Genomic DNA, 17,057 nt, shown 5'->3' on the forward strand with positions numbered 1-17,057 from the left:
GGTCGGCCCGACCGGCACGACACCCTCGGGGCGCCCCTAGACTCGGGCGGACCGCCGTGCCCGCCGGCGCCTCACCCGGCCGGGGCACGGAACTTCCGTACCTCGCATCCCTGGGGGTCGTCCGTGACCATCGTCCACCGCTACCGTCAGCCCGGCACGGTCCTCACCGACCACCGGTTCTCCGTCCCCCTGGACCACGCGCGCCCGGACGGGGAGCGGATCGAGCTGTACGGCCGCGAGGTGGTCGCCACGGGCAAGGATCCGCAGACCCTGCCCTGGCTTCTGTACCTGGAGGGCGGCCCGGGCTTCGGCGCCCGCCGCTTCGTCGGCCGCCAGGCCTGGCTGGAGCGGGCCCTCCAGGACTACCGGGTGCTCCTCCTGGACCAGCGCGGCACCGGCCGGTCAACCCCGCTGAACCGGCAGACACTGCCCTTGCGTGGCACCCCCGCCCAGCAGGCCGACCACCTTGCCCACTTCCGGGCGGATTCCATCGTGCGCGACGCCGAGATGATCCGCCCCGGCCTCACCGGCGGCGCACCCTGGACCGTGCTCGGCCAGAGCTTCGGCGGCTTCTGCACGGTCCGCTACCTCTCCAGCGCTCCCGAGGGGCTCGCCGCCGCCCTGATCACCGGCGGCCTGCCCGCGCTGACCGCCACCGCCGACGAGGTCTATCGGGCCGCCTGCCCGCGCATTGAGCGCAAGAATGCAGCGCACTAAGCCCGTTACCCGATGGACGCCGAGCGGGCCCGCCGGATCGCCGCCCACCTCGCGGAACAGCCGGCCGAAATTCCCGGCGGCCATGTCCTGACGGTCGAGGCCTTCCAGTCCCTCGGCATCCTCCTCGGCAGCGGCGACGGCAGCCACCAGCTGCACTACATGCTGGAGGACGCCTTCGTCTCCACTCCTGCCGGACCGGCCCTCTCCGACGCCTTCCTGGAAGGCACTCGTTCCCACCTCTCCTTCGCCGGGCACCCCCTCTACGCACTGCTTCACGAGGCGATCTACGCCCAGGACCCGGCCGCGCCCACCGACTGGGCCGCCGACCGGGTCCTGGCGGAACACCCCCGCTTCGACGCCCGCAAGGCCCTCGCAGGTGACGCCCCCGTGCTCTTCACCGGCGAGACCATCCACCCCTGGCACTTCACCACCGACCCGGCGCTCGCCCCGCTGCGCGAGACCGCCGACCTGCTGGCCGCCCGTACGGGCTGGCAGCCCCTCTACGATCCGCAGCGGCTGGCGGCCAACGAGGTGCCGGTGGCGGCCGCGGTCTACCACGACGACATGTACGTGGACACGGAGCACGCGCTGAGCACGGCCCGTGCCGTCCGGGGCCTGCGGACCTGGGTGACGGACGAGTTCGAGCACGACGGCCTGCGCGCGGGCGGCACCCGCGTCCTGGATCGCCTGCTGGCCCTGGTGCACGACGCGGCATGACCGGTGTCCTCGCAGGTCAAGGACGTGCGGGGCGCCCGAATAATCATTCCCGCAGAAGTTGATCACCCGGCTAAGGTGGGTCCTCGTCCCGGAGGAACCGAACTCATGTGTGGAGCATGCATGTCGAGAAGGATGTCGAGCGCCGTCCCACTGGCCCTGGCCGGCGCGCTGGCCGTGACCGGGGCGGTGGCAGGAACAGCGCCGGCCGCCGTCGCCGCGACGATGGGCAGCGCCACGGGTGCGGCGGAGGCCCCGGCCACCGCGCAGGCCTGGACGCGTGTGTCCAAGAGGGAGCCGAACCGCTCCTACTGGAACACCTCCGACGACCTCCGCGTCGGCGACGAGGGCGGCGCGCAGGGGCTGTCGCGCGCCTACCTCCGTCTGGACACCAGCGCGTTCAGGGGTGCCACGGTCTCCAAAGCGACCTTCAGGATCGCCAACACGGGGTCGGCGTCCTGCGCGGGCCGTCCGGTGGAACTGTGGAGCGTTGGTGCCATCTCGGCTCGGACCACGTGGAAGCTGCAGCCCGGGAGGGAGACCCGGCTGGCCACGGTGACGGATGCCAAGGGCGGTGAAGGCTGTGCGGCGGGCGACCTCGAGTTCGATGCCACCGCGCTCGTGAAGGAGGCGGCGGCCACGTCCCAGACCACTGTCACCGTCGGCCTGTTCGCCTCCGACGAATCCGACTCCTCGGCCTGGAAGCGTTTCGCCCCGGCGACCGCGCAGCTGGACGTGGCCATCGGCCGTCCCGCGCCGCCGGTGATCAGCTCTCCCGAGTTCCCCGACGCGTCGAACGGGGTACCCGCGGGGACCGGGAAGGCGCGTACGCCGGGCACGTTCACCTTCGGCACCGGCGGTGCCGCCAACATCGACAAGATCGTCTACTGGTCGGACTTCGATCCGAGGCAGGTCACCGTGGCGCCGAGCACCAGTGCTGTGATCACGCCCACCGGCTCGGGACCCCACATGATCTACGCGTACAGCCTCGACCGGTCCGGGCGGCGCTCGGACCAGGCCGTGTACAGCATCTGGGCCCTCGGGAACGGCGGGGTGCGCGACGCAGCCGGCGACCTGAACGGCGACGGTCTGCGCGACCTGTGGACGCTCGACCCCGATGGAAGGCTCCGCTTCTCGGCCGGTCGGGCCGACGGCACCTTCGCCGCACCGGTCGACGCCGGGGCGTCGTTCGCTCCCGGAAGTCGGATCGCCGTCGGCGGGGACTGGGGCGAGGACGGCTACAACGACCTGCTGGTGCTCGAGACGGTCGAAGGCCTGGGTGCCAAGCAGATCCGAGTCCTCCCCAACACCGGTCTCGGCAGTGTCCGTCCGCACGACGGCATGCTTCTGAGCGCCATCGAGAGCGACCCGGTGCGGGGCAACGAGCACTGGTCCGATGCTCAGGACATCGCCGACGCGGGTGACTTCAACGGCGACGGCGAGCCGGACCTGCTGGTCAAGCAGGGCGCGAAGCTCTGGGCGTACGCGGGCAGTCGGATCGGGTACCTCGACATGAACGGTGCTCCGGTCCTCGTCGGCGACGGCGGCTGGGACGCCGTCTCGGTCATCGTCCCGGGCGACACCGACGGCGACGGCGCCACCGACCTGTGGGCGCGCGACGACGTCTCGGGCGACCTGTACGTCGTGAGGGGGGCCGAGGACGCTGCCGGCCGGCTCGACCCCACGAGCTGGGCCGCGGCGCAGCGCGTGAAGATCGGCTCGGGCCTGGACCGGACCGCGTATCCGACGCTGGTCTCGGCCGGCGACTTCGACCGCGACGGGCTCGCCGACCTGGCGGCCGTCGGCGCCGACGGCAAGGCCGTCTGGTTCCGTGGTACGGCAACGGGGATGGACGCGACCCCGCGCCCCATCGGCTGACCCCACATCGATCCGCCGGTCCGGCCCCTCATCCAGCGGGGCCGGCGGGGGGTGCGGGCCCCTGTGGGACCGTACCCACCGGCCGCGCGTCGCGCAGCGGCGGAAGACGGGCCACCGGGGCCACCGGGGGATGCCGTGCGGGCGGGATCGGCTTCCGAGGGGGCCGCTACCGGCCGGTGGCGGCCCCTTCGCCTAGGGTGCGACGCATGACCGAACAACGTGATCAACAGGCCCCCTTGGAGCCCATGCCCACCGACTGGCAGCGCGCCCTCGCCGTCGTCGCCCACCCGGACGACCTGGAGTACGGGTGCGCGGCCGCGATCGCCGACTGGACCGACGGCGGCCGCGAGGTGGTCTACCTCCTGGCCACCCGCGGGGAGGCGGGCATCGACTCCCTCGCCCCCGCCGACTGCGCCCCGCTGCGCGAGGCCGAGCAGCGCGCGAGCGCCGCCGTGGTCGGGGTGTCAGCAGTGGAGTTCCTCGACCACCGCGACGGGATCGTCGAGTACGGACTCGGCCTGCGCCGGGACATCGCGACTGCCATCCGCCGGCACCGCCCCGAGCTGGTCATCACCCTCAACCACCGTGACACGTGGGGCGGGGAGCAGGGCGGCGGCTTCTGGAACACCCCGGACCACAAGGCCGTTGGCCGGGCCACGCTGGACGCAGCCGCCGACGCGGGCAACCGCTGGATCTTCCCGGAGCTCGTCTCCGAGCAGGGCCTGGAACCGTGGAACGGGGTCCGCTGGGTGGCGGTGGCCGGGACGAGCACGCCCACCCACGCGGCCGATGCCGGTCCCGGCCTGGAGCGTTCGGTGCATTCCCTGATGGAGCACCGGGCCTACATCGAGGCGCTGACGGACCAGGACCCCGAGGAGTACGTCCGCACGTTCCTCACCGGGAACGCAGAGCGGGTGGCGGCGCGGTTCGGCGGGCGCCCGGCGGTAGCGTTCGAGGTCTTCCCCCGCTGACCTCCCACCCCTAGTCTGACGGTGCATCAGTTCCGGGTCGTCGGTCGGGCGAGAGGTGCGGGATACGGTGATCGACACCATCTCGACGGAGATCGCCGAGGGCGAGGAGCGGATCCGGCTGGAGGTCGCGGACGGCGTGGCGGTCCTCACCCTGTGCCGCCCGGACCGGCTCAACGGCTGGAGCTGGGAGTCCAGCCGCCAGCTCGGCCTGCTCGCGGACCGGATCCGTTTCGACGCCTCGGTGCGAGCCGTGCTGCTGCGGGCCGAGGGCCGGGCGTTCTGGCTGCCGGGCCTCCCCGGCGCCGGGTGCGGCCCGCTCCAGGCCCTCGCGGATGTCCGCGGTCATGTCGGCGTGCGGGAACAGACCCGGGACGAGCCCGTTGATCTGGATGCCGTACGGTCCCCACTCCACGGCAAGGGTCTCCACCAGGTTCTTCACCCCGGCCTTGGCGGCGGCGCTGTGGGCGAAGCCCGGCCCGCCCGTCCAGGCGTACGAGGCGCCGATGTTGACGATCGAGCCGGGGGTGCCCGCCGCGAGGTGGCGGCGGGCGAACTCGCGGGTCGTGAACCAGGTGCCGGTCAGGGTGATGTCGACGACCGCCCGCCAGGCGTTCGGGGAGAGGTCCTCGGCCGGGGACGGGAAATTGGCGGCCGCGTTGTTGACCAGCACGTCCGGCAGCCCGAGGCCCGCCTCGGCCGCCCCGAAGACCTCGGCGATGCGCTCGGGGTCCCGGATGTCGCAGACGGCGGCGGCCACCCGGCCGGCGCCCGGCACGGCCGCCAGCTCCCGCCGCGCCGCCTTGAGCTGCTCGGGGCGGCGGCCCGCGATCAGCAGATCGGCGCCGAGTCGCGCGAACTCGGCGGCCACGGCCTTGCCCAGGCCGGTGCCGCCGCCGGTCACGAGGACCACCTGCCCCGCGTACGTACCGGGGGGCAGGGCGGCGGCACCGAGCGGTGGCGGTGCGGGCAGCCCGCACTGAGGGTTCTCCATGCGCCCATCGATAGCGCGCGGGCCATCGGATCGCCATCCCCGGGCGGCAGCTCCTGCTGATCCTCCCCGAAACGGCCAACGCGAGATGTCCTTCAAGGCCGTCCAGGGCGTGGCGATACCCTTGCGGCGCCGATCGGACGTGTCGTCGCCTCCGATCGGCACGGGATCATGGGCACCGACCTGGCGAACCGGTGCGGTCAGCGCACTAGCTGCCGGGGTTGTACGCCTGCTTGGTCGCGCAGGTCCAGATCACCGGCTTGAGCTTGCCCTTGGCGTTCACGGCCGCTCCGCCGACCAGGTCGCTGTCCGACACGGCCTCCGCCATGCTCGCGCCGCCCGCGGCCAGCCGCGGCAGGGCCTTGACCGGGCCGGAGCCGGACCGCAGCAGCGCCTGGTCCGGCAGCGTCATCGCGTCCGGGTGGAACTTGGCCGTGCCGACGCTGACGTTCGTGGTCGGGCTGATGGCCTCGAAGGTCGCGTACGGGTGCGAGCTCAGCCCCCCGGGAGTGCTGCCCGGGCTGCCGAGCGGAGGCTCCCAGACCCACGTGCGGTACTCGTGCCACGGTCCGCCCCAGTCGTAGCCGACGACCCGGCCGCTCTCGTCGAGGTCCTGGACGTAGCTTTCGTTCATCGTGGGATCCAGCAACCGGGCGGCGGTGCCGTCCCCCGGCCACAGCACCGGGTAGGTGCGTTCCACGTGCTCGCCGGTCTCGGGGACCTCGTAGTCCTGCGTCGCCATCCCGAGGACGTCGCCGTGGTTGTTGATGCCGGTGACCATCGTGGTCTGCATCCCCGGGCCGGCGTCGGCCGGGAGGGACAGCTCGCGGACCTTCTGGCCGTCCTTCCATACGGTGGCGACCCCGCCGTCCGAGCGGGAGGCCACGTACCCGGCGTCGTTGACGTCGGCCTCCTTGTCGTAGCCGTAGCTGTCCGGCAGTGGCGTGATCGCCGCGTCGCCCACCCGGTAGGTGAAGAGGGACAGGCCACCGGAGGTACGCAGCATGCCCACCATCAGGCCGTGCGCGTTGACGGCGATCACCTGCCCCGTCGCGTTCGGGTCCGCCAGCGGGACCGGGTGCAGGGTGGTGCCGGTCCAGTAGACGGGCTTGTGGCCCGAGACGCCGACGGCGAGGCCGTCCGCGCCGAGGTCGAACACGCCCTGGCTGCGCAGCATGTCGCGCATGTACGACTCGTCCCCGATCGAGTCGAGCACCTGGATCTTCGGCGTGCATTTCGCGTCGCCCGCGGCGGCGGCCGGGCCGGCCGCGGTGACCAGGCCGGCCAGGACGGCGGCGGCTGCGATCGCGGACATGCTTCTTCTCATGGTGGTCCCCCTGGACAGGTGCTGTTCCCCGTTGAGTCATGACACGTGCTCGCCACATCTTGCCTGAAGGTGCGGCGGGTGTGGCCTGAATGGCGCGTGGTGTTCCCAGTCGGGCGCCGTCCGCGGCCGGTCTCCATGGCGCGCCTCCACGGCCCGGCGGTTCACAAGAGGGCAAGCGACCGCTTAGTATGCGCCCGGAGCGTGGTTCCTCGACGGCGGCTGGAGGCCCCGGATGCAGGCATGGCGAGTACATACCCCCGGTGAGCCCCGCGAGGCCATGCGCCTCGAAGAGGTTCCCCAACCCGTCCCCGGCGAGGGCGAGGTGAGACTCCGGGTCCTCGCGGCCAACGTCAACTTCCCCGACGCGCTGCTCGCCCGCGGGCAGTACCAGATCACACCGCCGCTGCCCTTCACCCCCGGCGTCGAGGTCTGCGGAGAGACCGAGGACGGCCGGCGCGTCATCGCCAACCCGAGCCTGCCGCACGGCGGGTTCGCTGAGTACGTCACCGCGCCCGCCCGGGCGCTGCTGCCCGCTCCGGACACCCTCGACGACGCGGAGGCGGCCGCCCTCCACATCGGTTACCAGACCGGCTGGTTCGGCCTGCACCGCCGCGCCCGCCTCCGGGCCGGCGAGACCCTCCTCGTGCACGCCGCCGCCGGCGGCGTCGGCAGCGCCGCCGTCCAGCTGGGCAAGGCCGCCGGCGCCACCGTCATCGGGGTCGTCGGCGGCAAGGACAAGGCCCGCACCGCCGAGGCACTCGGCTGCGACCTGGTGATCGACCGCACGGCTGAGGAAATCGCCCCTCGGGTGAAGGAGTTCACCGGCGGACGCGGCGCCGACGTCGTCTACGACCCCGTCGGCGGGGACGCCTACAACGCCTCCACCAAATGCGTCGCCTTCGAGGGCCGGATCGTCGTCGTCGGCTTCGCCAGCGGCACCGTCCCCACCCCCGCCCTCCACCACGCCCTGGTCAAGAACTACTCCGTACTCGGTCTGCACTGGGGCCTGTACGCGGCCAAGGACCCCGCCGCCGTCCTCGCCTGCCACACCGAGCTCACCCGGCTCGCCGCCGAAGGCGCGGTCAGACCGATGGTCAGTGAACGCCTCCCGCTCGCAGCGGCCGCAGACGCCGTGCAGCGGCTCGCCGACGGGACCACCACCGGCCGCCTGGTCGTCGTACCGGACCTGGACGGGGCGGCCCGATGACCGCCGACGCCGCCCACACCCCTGCGGAGGCGCTGCGCGCCCGTACCCGGGACCTGCTCGCCGCGCACCCGCCGGCCAGCACCGGACGCACCGAGTTCCTCCGCGCCCGCTTCGACGCCGGACTCGCCTGGGTGCACTACCCCGAGGGTCTCGGCGGGCTCGCCGCGCCGCGCGCCCTCCAGGCCGTCGTCGACGCCGAACTGGAGGCCGCCGGCGCCCCCGACAACGACCCCCGCCGGATCGGCATCGGCCTCGGCATGGCCGCCCCCACGATCCTCGCCTACGGCACCGAAGAACAGAAGCGTCGCTTCCTGCGCCCCCTGTGGGCCGGCGAGGAGGTCTGGTGCCAGCTCTTCAGCGAGCCCGGCGCGGGATCCGACCTCGCCGCGCTCGCCACCCGCGCCGTCCTCGACGAGGGCGCGGGCGAGTGGATCGTCGACGGCCAGAAGGTGTGGACCTCCAGCGCCCACACCGCCCGCTGGGGCATCCTCGTCGCGCGCACCGACCCCGCACTGCCCAAACACCAGGGCATCACCTACTTCCTCTGCGACATGCACCACCCCGGGGTCGAGGTACGGCCGCTGCGCCAGCTCACGGGCGAGGCCGAGTTCAACGAGGTCTTCCTCACCGGCGTCCGCATCCCCGACACCCACCGCCTCGGCGCCGTCGGCCAGGGCTGGGAGGTCGCCCGCACCACCCTGATGAACGAGCGCGTCTCCATCGGCGGCATGCGCATCCCCCGCGAAGGCGGCATGATCGCACCCGTTGCCGCGGCCTGGCGCGAACGCCCCGGACTGCGCACCCATGCCCTCCACCAGCGCCTGCTGGAACTGTGGGTCGAGGCCGAGGTCGCCCGCCTCACCGGGGAGCGGCTGCGCCAGCAACTCGCCGCAGGCCAGCCCGGCCCCGAGGGGTCGGGCATGAAGCTGACCTTCGCCCGTCTCAACCAGGAGATCAGCGGTCTGGAGGTCGAACTCCTCGGCGAGGAAGGCCTCCTGTACGGGGACTGGACCATGTGCCGCCCCGAGCTGGTCGACTTCACCGGCCGCGATGCCGGCTACCGCTACCTGCGCGCCAAGGGCAACAGCATCGAGGGCGGCACGAGCGAAATCCTCCTCAACATCGTCGCCGAACGCGTCCTCGGCCTGCCCCCGGAGCCGCGCGACGACAAGGACCTCGCCTGGAAGGACCTGTCCCGATGACGGCACCGGCAGCCCCCGCGACCCCGGCCGACCTCCTGTACTCCGAGGCCGAGGAGGAACTGCGCGCCACCGTACGCTCGCTCCTCGCCGACCGTTGCCACGCCACGGCAGTCCTCGTCGGGGCCGAGACGGGGCGGCCGCACGACCCGGCCCTGTGGCACACCCTGGCCGTCGAGATCGGCACGGCGGGGCTCCTCGTACCCGAGAAGCTCGGCGGGCTGGGTGCGGGGCACCGGGAGGCGGCCGTGGTGCTGGAAGAGCTGGGCCGGGCCGTGGCGCCCGTCCCGTATCTCACCAGTGCCGTGCTCGCCACGGAGATCCTCCTCGCCTGTGACACCGCCGAAGCCGCCCCGCTGCTGGCGGAACTGGCCTGCGGACGCACCGTCTGTGCCCCGGCCGTGCCGCTGACCCTCGCCCCCGGCGGCCGTCTGCCGGCCCCCGTACGGGACGCCGGCGGGGGGATCCTGACCGGCAGGGTCACCGCCGTGGCGGACGCGGTGGCCGCCGACGTCCTGCTGGTCCTGGCCGACACCGGGCTGTACGCGGTCCCGGCCGGGGCCGCCACCGTGAACCCTGTGGTCGCGATGGACCTGACCCGCCCGCTCGCCACCGTCACCCTGGAAGCGGCTCCGGGCACCCGCCTCGCGGACCCCGCGACAGCCCGGGCGGCCGTCGCCGGAGCGCTGCTCTGCACGGCGGGGCTGCTCGCCTCCGAGCAGGTCGGGCTGGCCGAATGGTGCCTGACCGAGACCGTCCGGCACGTCAGGGGGCGCTACCAGTTCAACCGGCCCGTCGGCTCCTTCCAGGCCCTCAAGCACCGCCTGGCGCGGCTCTGGCTGGACGTGGCCTCCGCCCGTGCGGCGGCCAGGGCTGCAGCCGACGCCCTCGCCACCGCTGCCCCCGACGCGCCCCTCACGGTGGCCGTCGCCCAGGCCTACTGCTCCGGGGTGGCCGTCCGCGCCGCGGAGGAATGCGTCCAGCTCCACGGAGGCATCGGCATGACGTGGGAGCACCCGGCCCACCTGTACCTCAAGCGGGCCAAGGCCGACTCCCTGGCCCTCGGTACGGCCGGTCACCACCGGGGCCTGGTGGCCGACTTCGCGGAACTCCCCGCGTAGGCCGTCCCTCCCGCGCCGTGCCGGTCCGGCATCGTCCGGCACGGCACGGCGGGGCACAACGACCCTGTCCTGCCGCCTGCGCCCGGACCGCCGGCGGCAGGTCCCCGAGCGTTTCCTATGCTCTCTGCATGACCGCCGTGATCACCCCGCTGTCCGCGACCGGACTGCGCACCCACCGCGACGAACTCGCCGCCCTGCTGCTCGCCGTGGTGCGCGACGGCTCCTCACTGGGTTTCCTCGATGACCTCGACCACGGGGCCGCAGCCGCCTGGTGGGACTCCCTGCTGCCCGCCGTCGAGGACGGATCCCTGGCCCTGTGGGTCTCCCGCACCGGCGCCGGCGGTCTCGTCGACGGCACCGTCAGCTGGTACCGGGAGTCCAAGCCGAACGGTCGCCACCGCGCCGAGCTGCGCAAGCTCATGGTCCACCCGGACTCCCGCGGCCGGGGTACCGCCCGCGCCCTCCTCGCGCACGCCGAGGCCGAGGCGGTCCGGGCCGGGGTGCTGCTGCTGTTCCTGGACACCGAGACCGGTAGCGGCGCCGAGCAGGTCTACCGGTCCGCCGGCTGGGCACAGGCCGGCACCATCCCCGACTACGCCGCCGACCCGGAGGGCCGGCTGCACCCGACGACCTTCTTCTACAAGCGGCTCCGCGGCGCCGACCGGTGACCTCGCCCGCCGCGCGGCGTTAGACCCGTAGCCGCCGGCCACCGAGCGAGGGAGACCGCATGTCCGCAGCAACCGCCGCCGCACCACTGACCCGACGCGCGCTTCTGCGTACGGCGTTCACCGCGGCCGTGCTGGCCGGGACGGGCGCGGCCTTGGCCCCCGTACTGCGGGCCCGCCGGCCCCGGCAGACCCTCACGCCGGCACCGCTCGCCGAGGAGGAGACCTACCGCGGCCGGCACATCGCCGTGGACGTCGCCGGGGTACGCATCGACGGCCGCCCGCTGCACGTCATGCGGCGGGCCGACGGCAGCTACCTGAGCGGCATCAACCACTTCCAGTCCTATCCGACCCCACTGGAACTGGCCCGTGCCGCGGTCGACGAACTGGGCACGAACCAGTTGGCGTTCGCAGCCCCGCACCACGGCTGACAGACCCACGGGAACGGGAGGAACGACGCGTTGCACGTCCGGCAGAACCAGAAGAACCTCACCAGCGCCCAGAAGAAGCGGTTCACCGCGGCGGTACTGGAGCTGAAGCGCAGCGGCGCCTACGACGCCCTGGTGCGCACCCATGACACGTACTTCGTGCCCGACCGCGACCGCAAGCTGCGCGTCGGGCACATGTCCCCGTCCTTCTTCCCCTGGCACCGGCTCTATCTGCTGGAGTTCGAGAAGCAGTTGCGGCAGATCGACCCGGGGGTGTCCGTCCCGTACTGGGACTGGACCACCGACACCAGCCCGGTCTCCTCGCTCTGGGCGGACGACTTCCTCGGCGGCACCGGCCGTTCGACCGATCGCAAGGTGATGACCGGCCCGTTCGCCTACGACAAGGGCAACTGGACGGTGACCGTGGGCATCACCGAGTCCGCGTTCCTCACCCGCAACCTGGGCAGGCCGCAGAATCCGATCGCCCTGCCCACCCCGGCCGAACTCCAGTGGGCGATGGACGATCCGGTCTACGACGTCGCGCCCTGGGACTCCACCGCCACCGCGGGGGGTTTCCGCAACAAGCTGGAGGGCTGGGCCGCACCGAAGCGGGAGCGCTGGCGCAACCACAACAAGGTTCACCAGTGGATCGGCGGCCACATGACGGGCGGCACGGCGCCCAACGACCCGGTGTTCTGGCTGCACCACGCCTTCGTGGACCTGATCTGGGACCGCTGGCAGCACAAGCACCCGAGCTCGGGCTACCTGCCCGCGGCACCCCTGCCGCTCGGCGACCTCCAGCGCGGCCGGGTGATCGCCCTCGACGAGCCGATGCCCCCGTGGAACGTCACTCCGCGCGAGGCCCTCGACCACCAGGGCCTGTACCGCTACGAATGACCCGCCCGCGGGGCCGGGCGGGGCGGCCGCAGCGCACAGGGGAAGGGCCCCCGCCGAGCGGCGGGGGCCCTCCGGTCGAGCAGGGGGTCAGTGGCCGTAGCCGGCGGTGTGGTGGTTGCCGCCGCCCGACGCGTTGACGCAGGTGTTGCCGAACGCGGGGTTCAGCAGGCCGATCACGTTCACCGTGTTGCCGCAGACGTTGACCGGGACGTGCACCGGGACCTGGAGCAGGTTGCCCGACAGGACACCGGGGGAGCCGACCGCCGCACCGTGCGCTCCGGCATCGGCGACAGCCAGGCCCGCACCGGCGACCACGGCGCTACCGGTGACAGCGGTGATGGCGAATGCCTTCGCGATACGCGACATCAAGATCTCCTCGTGAGATATGGGGTGCCACAGAATCTGTGGCATTTGACATGGCATACAACGCGGAGGGGGCCGAGGAGTCACGGCCGCTGCGCCTACCCGGTGACGGGAAAAGCGACGGAGGAGAAGAAGGGCCGCACCTGAGTGGCCTCGCCTGGCCGCAGCGCACCGACGACCCGGCCCGTGCAGCGGGGACCCTGGTAGAGGGTCGCCGAGCCGCGGGTCGCGTTGGTGACCGCCCGGCCGCCGCCGCCCTCCGCGGCCGCGCATCCCCGCGGCGCGGTGAGGCCGTGCACCCGGTCGTCCTGGCCGACGTACTGGAAGTCCGGCCCCGCCGCATGGGCCGGACCGGCGACGCACGAGATGCCCGCCAGCAGCAGGGCGGGCAGAGTGTGGTGGATACGCAGGATTCGCATGCCCGTCCAACCGGGCCGGTCCCCGGCCCGGTCACGCCTTGTCACCCGTTGGACGGCTGTGCGACCGTGCGGGACCGGCACCAGCAGCAGGAGGACGGGATGAGTGCAGAGGGCGTCGCCGCCGGCGTCGGCCGGCCGCGGGTCAGGACCGTGGTCGGCGTGATCGAGGGCCGTACCGGGGCCGACGGCATCTCCGCTTTCCTCGGCATCCCCTACGCGGCACCGCCCGTCGGCCCCCTCCGCCTCGCGCCGCCCGCTCCGCCGGCCGCCTGGGACGGCGTGCGCGAGGCCGCCGCCTTCGGGCCGACCGCACCGAAAGTGCCCTACCCGCCCACGTTCGCGGCCCTGCTGCCGGACCCGGAGATCCCCGGCGACGGGTGCCTGACCGTGAACGTGTGGACCCCCGAGCCGGCTCCCGGAGCCGGCCTGCCGGTCATGGTGTGGATCCACGGCGGGGCGCACACCCGCGGCTCCTCGGCCGTGCCCGTCTACGACGGCTCCGCCTTCGCGCGCGACGGCGTCGTGCTGGTCTCCTTCAACTTCCGCCTCGGCGTCCTCGGCTACGGCCTCTTCCCCGACGCACCCGCCAACCGCGGCCTGCTCGATCAGATCGCCGCCCTCGAATGGGTCCGCGACAACGTCGCGGCCTTCGGCGGAGACCCGGCCCGCGTCACCCTCTTCGGCGAATCCGCCGGAGCGATCAGCATCGGCGCTCTCCTGGCCGCCCCGCGCGCGGCCGGCCTCTTCCACCGGGCGGCTCTGCAGAGCGGGGCCCCCGAGGCCCTGCCGCGCCCCAGGGTGCGCGCCATGGTCCGGCGGATGGCATCGCTGCTCAAGGTGGAGGCCACCGCAGCCGCGTTCACCGCCGCCTCCCTGGCCGACCTGATGGCCGCCCAGGCGGCCGTCCTGCGCCGATCGGGCCCCCTCCTCGGCGGGCCCGCCTTCGGCCTGGTCGTCGATCCGGAGACGCTGCCCGCGGACCCCCTCGACGCCCTCACGGCCGGTACGGACCCGGCCTCCGGCGCCGTTCCGCTGCTGTTCGGATGGACGACCGAGGAGTACCGGCTCTGGCTCGCCCCGACCGGCGGGATGCGCCTGCTGGACCGGATGGGGCCGCTCGCCGTCGCACTGGCCCGTACCCGGACCGGCAAGGACCGGGCCGCCGTGGCGGCGCTGCGCGCCGCGCTGCCCGGAGCGGGCCCCGCCGAGCTCGCCGGACAGTTGTTCACCGATCGGCTGCTGCGCGATCCGCTGCGCAGGCTCGCGGGGGCCCGGCGGGCGGCGCCCAGCTTCCTGTACGAGTTCGCCTGGTGCTCGGGCGTCCCCGGGCTCGGCGCCTGCCACGCACTGGAGCTGGGATTCGTGTTCGACACCCTGTCCGTGCCGGAGGCCGCCTGGCTGGCCGGGAGGGCCGCCCCGCAGGAACTGGCCGACGAGATGCACGGGGCGTGGGTGCGGTTCGCCACGACGGGCGACCCGGGCTGGGCGCCCTGGAACGGCGACGGCCCGCCGAAGGTGTTCGGCGGGCCGGAGCACGAACGGACGCAGGCGCCGAGGGCTACTCGACCGGCCCTTCCATGACCTTGCTGATGTACTGGATCGGCCCCTCAGCCATGTTCGGGACGTAGGTCTTGGCATTGTGCTTGCCGCCCGGGATCACGCGCAGGCTGGTGTGCACGGGCCCCTTGTTCCCGAAGGTGTCGACGAACTTCTGCACGTCCGGCAGGGTCTTCTTGTTGCTCTCGCTGTCGCCGACCTGGAAGGCGATGTAGACGTCCGGGCCCTTGGTGTCGATCAGCTGCTGGGCCAGGAGCTCCGGGTTGTTCTCGGCCTTCTCCTTGTCGTGGCCCTTCCACAGGGAGGAGTCCGGGACGATGTCCGGGCCGGAGGCGATCACGGCCTTGAACTTGTCTGGGTGCTTCAGCACCGCCTTCAGGCCCGCGAACCCGCCGGTGGAAGAGCCCATGAAGGCCCAGCCGTCTCGGGACTTCACCGTGCGGAAGTTCGCCTTCATCAGGTCCGGGACGTCCTCGGTCAGCCAGGTGCCCATCTTCGGCTGGCCGGGGATGTCGGAGCCGTCCCAGTAGACGCCCTTGTCGTCCGGCCCGGGGTTGAGCACCGGCATGGCCAGCAGGAAGGGCTTGCTCTTCCCCTCCGCGTACCACTTGCTGATGCTCGTCTGGAGGCCGAGGTCGGTGCCCATCCAGTAGTTGTTGGGATAACCGGCGCCGCCCGGGAGTGCGATCATGACCGGGAAGCCGCTCTTGGCGAACTTCGGGTCGTTGTACTCCTTGGGGGCCCAGACCCAGACCTTGCCCTTGAAGCCGGACTTCTTGCCGTCCAGGGTCGTCACGGCCACGTGCGTGCCGTCGGCCAGCGTCATCGAGTTCTTGAACTCGGCCGCCGGCCCGGTCGGCATGAGCATCTTGGAGTTCGCCGGCTGCTGGGCTCCCGCACCGCCCTGGCCGGAGCCCTTGGCGCCGCCGTCCGGCCCGAAGGACACCGCGGATCCCTTGTCGGTGAAGGGAGGTATCTCGTAGTAGGCCATGACGCCGGCGGCTATGCCCGCGAGCGCGAGGACCGAGGCTCCGGCGATCAGCCAGCGCCGGCCCTTGCGGCGCGGGCGCTCGGGCTGCTCCGGCTCCCACGGGCCCGGGGGCTGCTGTCCGTACGGTGAGGGCGGTGCGCCGTACTGCTCCCCGTAAGGAGGCTGCTGCCCGTACGGCCGGCCGTACGGCTCGCCGTGGGTCGGCTGCTGGCTCCGCCCCTCCGGCCGGTAAGGCTGGTGCTGCTGCCCCTCGGGTGCGTACGACATGTGCGGTGGCTCTCCGGCTGGTGCTGCCCCTGGAAGGGCGGGTGGTCCGACGTCTCGGTTCTTCCGTTCGAAAGATGATCGAAAGCGTGCCGGGGTTCCGCACTTTTCCTTCTCTTGGTGTTTCTTGGGGCAGCTCATTGCACGGTCGCCGCGGAAGCCCGGGAGCGGAGCGCCCGGCCGGCCGGTGGAACCGGTCCGGCCCCGGTCCTCCCTGTTGAGGAGGCCGGGGCAGGACCGTTTTTCCGTTCTTCTGTCCGGCTAGGCCCGGCTAGGCCGGGATCAGGGCCTTGCGACGCCGCTTGCGCTGCGCCCCCGCCGACAGCCTCAGCTCGATGATCGACCGTACGGCCGGCCACTCCTCGTCGAGGATCGAGTAGAAGGCGGTGCTGCGGACGGCGCCGTCCAGCCCCCGCGAATGGGCCCGGCGGACCCCCTCGCAGGTGAAGCCGAGACGTTCCATCGCGGCCCGGGACCGGCCGTTGCGCGCGTCGGCGCGCAGCGAGATGCGCCGGACCCCCCAGGTCTCGAAGGCGTGGCGGAGCATGAGCAGCTTCGCCTCGGTGTTGATGCCGGTGCCCTGGGCGGTCGGGGACAGCCAGGTGTTGCCGATCTCGGCGGCATCGGGGATCGCCGTCGCCGGATCGCCGAACGGGACGCCCGGCACGGCGGGCCACACCAGGGGCCCCTGCCAGTAGTCGAGTTCCAGGAACCGGGTCGAACCGACCACGCGCCCGTCAGTGGCTCTGACGATGGCGAACGGGAGCGATCGACCCGCGGCCTGATCGGCGAGCGCGCGGTCGATGTACTCGTGTGACGCCTGCACCCCGTGGGGTACGGGGGTGAAGGCGTAAGTCGTACGATCCTCGGCACCGGCCACGGCCAGGGCCTCGGTGTGGTGGGGTGCGAGGGGCTCGAGCCGCACGGTGCGGCCCGCGAGGTGTACGGGTACGGGCACGGAGCCTTCGGTCCTTCTGGGCGGTGGGGTGGTTGCACAGTCTGCGTCCATGACGTCGCCCCCCGTGCAAAACACGAGTGAAAGGCGACCGGCTGTCAGGTGAACGCGGGTGGCTCAATGTAGCCCCTTAAAGTCCCCGCATGAAGCCCCAATTCGGCAATGGTGTGACGCTGGTTCTCGACGGCTCGCCTCCCCTCGCCGGAGCGCCCTTGATCCTCTTTCACGGGCATGCCTCCCACCATCCGACGCGGGCTCCACGGACGGCCGCGCGTACGGCCGCCGGATCCCGTTCTCCTGCGTCTGACGCGTAAATAGCAGCAGGTCAGGGCGGGGGTTGGCAGCACTGGGTGCCCGGTGGCCTTGGGGCGCCGGGTGTCTGGAGCTGTTGGTCAG

At 72.7% G+C, this 17,057-nt stretch carries 15 protein-coding genes and 1 pseudogene; 10 read left to right on the top strand and 6 right to left on the bottom strand.

Annotated elements, in window-relative coordinates; all coding sequences use genetic code 11:
- Positions 1 to 129: 129 nt before the first annotated feature.
- The 3 genes and pseudogenes from ACFW2G_RS31335 (at position 130) to ACFW2G_RS31345 (ending at position 4,280) form a co-directional block, all read left to right on the top strand.
- Positions 130 to 1,434 (top strand): annotated as a pseudogene (locus ACFW2G_RS31335) (alpha/beta fold hydrolase).
- Between the two features lie 120 nt (positions 1,435 to 1,554).
- On the top strand, positions 1,555 to 3,309 hold the full coding sequence (locus ACFW2G_RS31340; protein ID WP_384585293.1) for a DNRLRE domain-containing protein: 1,755 nt from the start codon (positions 1,555 to 1,557) through the stop codon (positions 3,307 to 3,309).
- A 206-nt stretch (positions 3,310 to 3,515) separates the two neighbouring features.
- Positions 3,516 to 4,280, top strand: a complete 765-nt coding sequence (locus ACFW2G_RS31345; protein WP_384585296.1) for a PIG-L deacetylase family protein — start codon at positions 3,516 to 3,518, stop codon at positions 4,278 to 4,280.
- Between the two features lie 10 nt (positions 4,281 to 4,290).
- Here ACFW2G_RS31345 and ACFW2G_RS31350 read toward each other — a convergent pair whose 3' ends face one another.
- Both ACFW2G_RS31350 and ACFW2G_RS31355 read right to left on the bottom strand, forming a co-directional pair.
- Positions 4,291 to 5,271 carry an SDR family NAD(P)-dependent oxidoreductase gene (locus ACFW2G_RS31350; RefSeq protein WP_384585299.1) on the bottom strand — a complete coding sequence of 327 codons (981 nt, stop codon included), beginning with the start codon at positions 5,269 to 5,271 and terminating at the stop codon, positions 4,291 to 4,293.
- A gap of 205 nt (positions 5,272 to 5,476) precedes the next feature.
- Positions 5,477 to 6,583, bottom strand: coding sequence for a hypothetical protein (locus ACFW2G_RS31355; RefSeq protein WP_384454257.1), 1,107 nt, complete (start codon positions 6,581 to 6,583; stop codon positions 5,477 to 5,479).
- 244 nt (positions 6,584 to 6,827) lie between these two features.
- Here ACFW2G_RS31355 and ACFW2G_RS31360 point away from each other — a divergent pair, with 244 nt between their 5' ends.
- The 6 genes from ACFW2G_RS31360 to ACFW2G_RS31385 all read left to right on the top strand — a co-directional run bounded on the left by ACFW2G_RS31360 (position 6,828) and on the right by ACFW2G_RS31385 (position 12,112).
- Positions 6,828 to 7,802 carry an NADPH:quinone oxidoreductase family protein gene (locus ACFW2G_RS31360; protein WP_384585302.1) on the top strand — a complete coding sequence of 325 codons (975 nt, stop codon included), beginning with the start codon at positions 6,828 to 6,830 and terminating at the stop codon, positions 7,800 to 7,802.
- Complete coding sequence (locus tag ACFW2G_RS31365; RefSeq protein ID WP_384454252.1) at positions 7,799 to 9,004, top strand: acyl-CoA dehydrogenase family protein; 1,206 nt, start codon at positions 7,799 to 7,801, stop codon at positions 9,002 to 9,004. The genes ACFW2G_RS31360 and ACFW2G_RS31365 overlap by 4 nt, the downstream gene beginning before the upstream one ends.
- The gene (locus ACFW2G_RS31370; RefSeq protein ID WP_384585305.1) at positions 9,001 to 10,122 is read left to right on the top strand and encodes an acyl-CoA dehydrogenase family protein; all 1,122 of its coding nucleotides are present in this window, start codon (positions 9,001 to 9,003) and stop codon (positions 10,120 to 10,122) included. Before ACFW2G_RS31365 ends, ACFW2G_RS31370 begins: the two co-directional genes overlap by 4 nt.
- Before the next feature lie 128 nt (positions 10,123 to 10,250).
- Positions 10,251 to 10,790 (top strand): GNAT family N-acetyltransferase, encoded by a 540-nt coding sequence (locus ACFW2G_RS31375; RefSeq protein ID WP_384454245.1) that lies wholly within the window; start codon positions 10,251 to 10,253, stop codon positions 10,788 to 10,790.
- Between the two features lie 59 nt (positions 10,791 to 10,849).
- Positions 10,850 to 11,218 carry a tyrosinase family oxidase copper chaperone gene (locus ACFW2G_RS31380; protein ID WP_037917204.1) on the top strand — a complete coding sequence of 123 codons (369 nt, stop codon included), beginning with the start codon at positions 10,850 to 10,852 and terminating at the stop codon, positions 11,216 to 11,218.
- Between the two features lie 30 nt (positions 11,219 to 11,248).
- Entirely contained in the window at positions 11,249 to 12,112 is an 864-nt protein-coding gene (locus ACFW2G_RS31385) for a tyrosinase family protein (protein WP_037917206.1), read from the top strand.
- An 87-nt stretch (positions 12,113 to 12,199) separates the two neighbouring features.
- On the opposite strand, the gene ACFW2G_RS31390 is transcribed toward ACFW2G_RS31385, so the two are convergent.
- Together ACFW2G_RS31390 and ACFW2G_RS31395 are read right to left on the bottom strand one after the other, a co-directional pair.
- Positions 12,200 to 12,478, bottom strand: coding sequence for a chaplin (locus ACFW2G_RS31390; protein WP_037917208.1), 279 nt, complete (start codon positions 12,476 to 12,478; stop codon positions 12,200 to 12,202).
- Positions 12,479 to 12,573: 95 nt separating this feature from the next.
- On the bottom strand, positions 12,574 to 12,894 hold the full coding sequence (locus ACFW2G_RS31395) for a hypothetical protein (protein ID WP_037917210.1): 321 nt from the start codon (positions 12,892 to 12,894) through the stop codon (positions 12,574 to 12,576).
- Between the two features lie 99 nt (positions 12,895 to 12,993).
- On the opposite strand from ACFW2G_RS31395, the gene ACFW2G_RS31400 reads away from it, so the two are divergent.
- A complete protein-coding gene (locus ACFW2G_RS31400) occupies positions 12,994 to 14,475 on the top strand; it encodes a carboxylesterase/lipase family protein (RefSeq protein ID WP_384585308.1) in 1,482 nt (493 codons plus the stop codon).
- Here the strand turns inward: ACFW2G_RS31400 and ACFW2G_RS31405 are convergent.
- Both ACFW2G_RS31405 and ACFW2G_RS31410 read right to left on the bottom strand, forming a co-directional pair.
- The gene (locus tag ACFW2G_RS31405) at positions 14,453 to 15,709 is read right to left on the bottom strand and encodes an alpha/beta hydrolase-fold protein (RefSeq protein WP_384585311.1); all 1,257 of its coding nucleotides are present in this window, start codon (positions 15,707 to 15,709) and stop codon (positions 14,453 to 14,455) included. The genes ACFW2G_RS31400 and ACFW2G_RS31405 overlap by 23 nt on opposite strands.
- 268 nt (positions 15,710 to 15,977) lie before the next feature.
- Positions 15,978 to 16,664 (bottom strand): GNAT family N-acetyltransferase, encoded by a 687-nt coding sequence (locus tag ACFW2G_RS31410; RefSeq protein WP_037917212.1) that lies wholly within the window; start codon positions 16,662 to 16,664, stop codon positions 15,978 to 15,980.
- Positions 16,665 to 17,057: the final 393 nt, after the last annotated feature.

The organism is Streptomyces sp. NPDC058880 (genome assembly GCF_042742535.1).
Classification (GTDB): Bacteria; Actinomycetota; Actinomycetes; order Streptomycetales; family Streptomycetaceae; genus Streptomyces.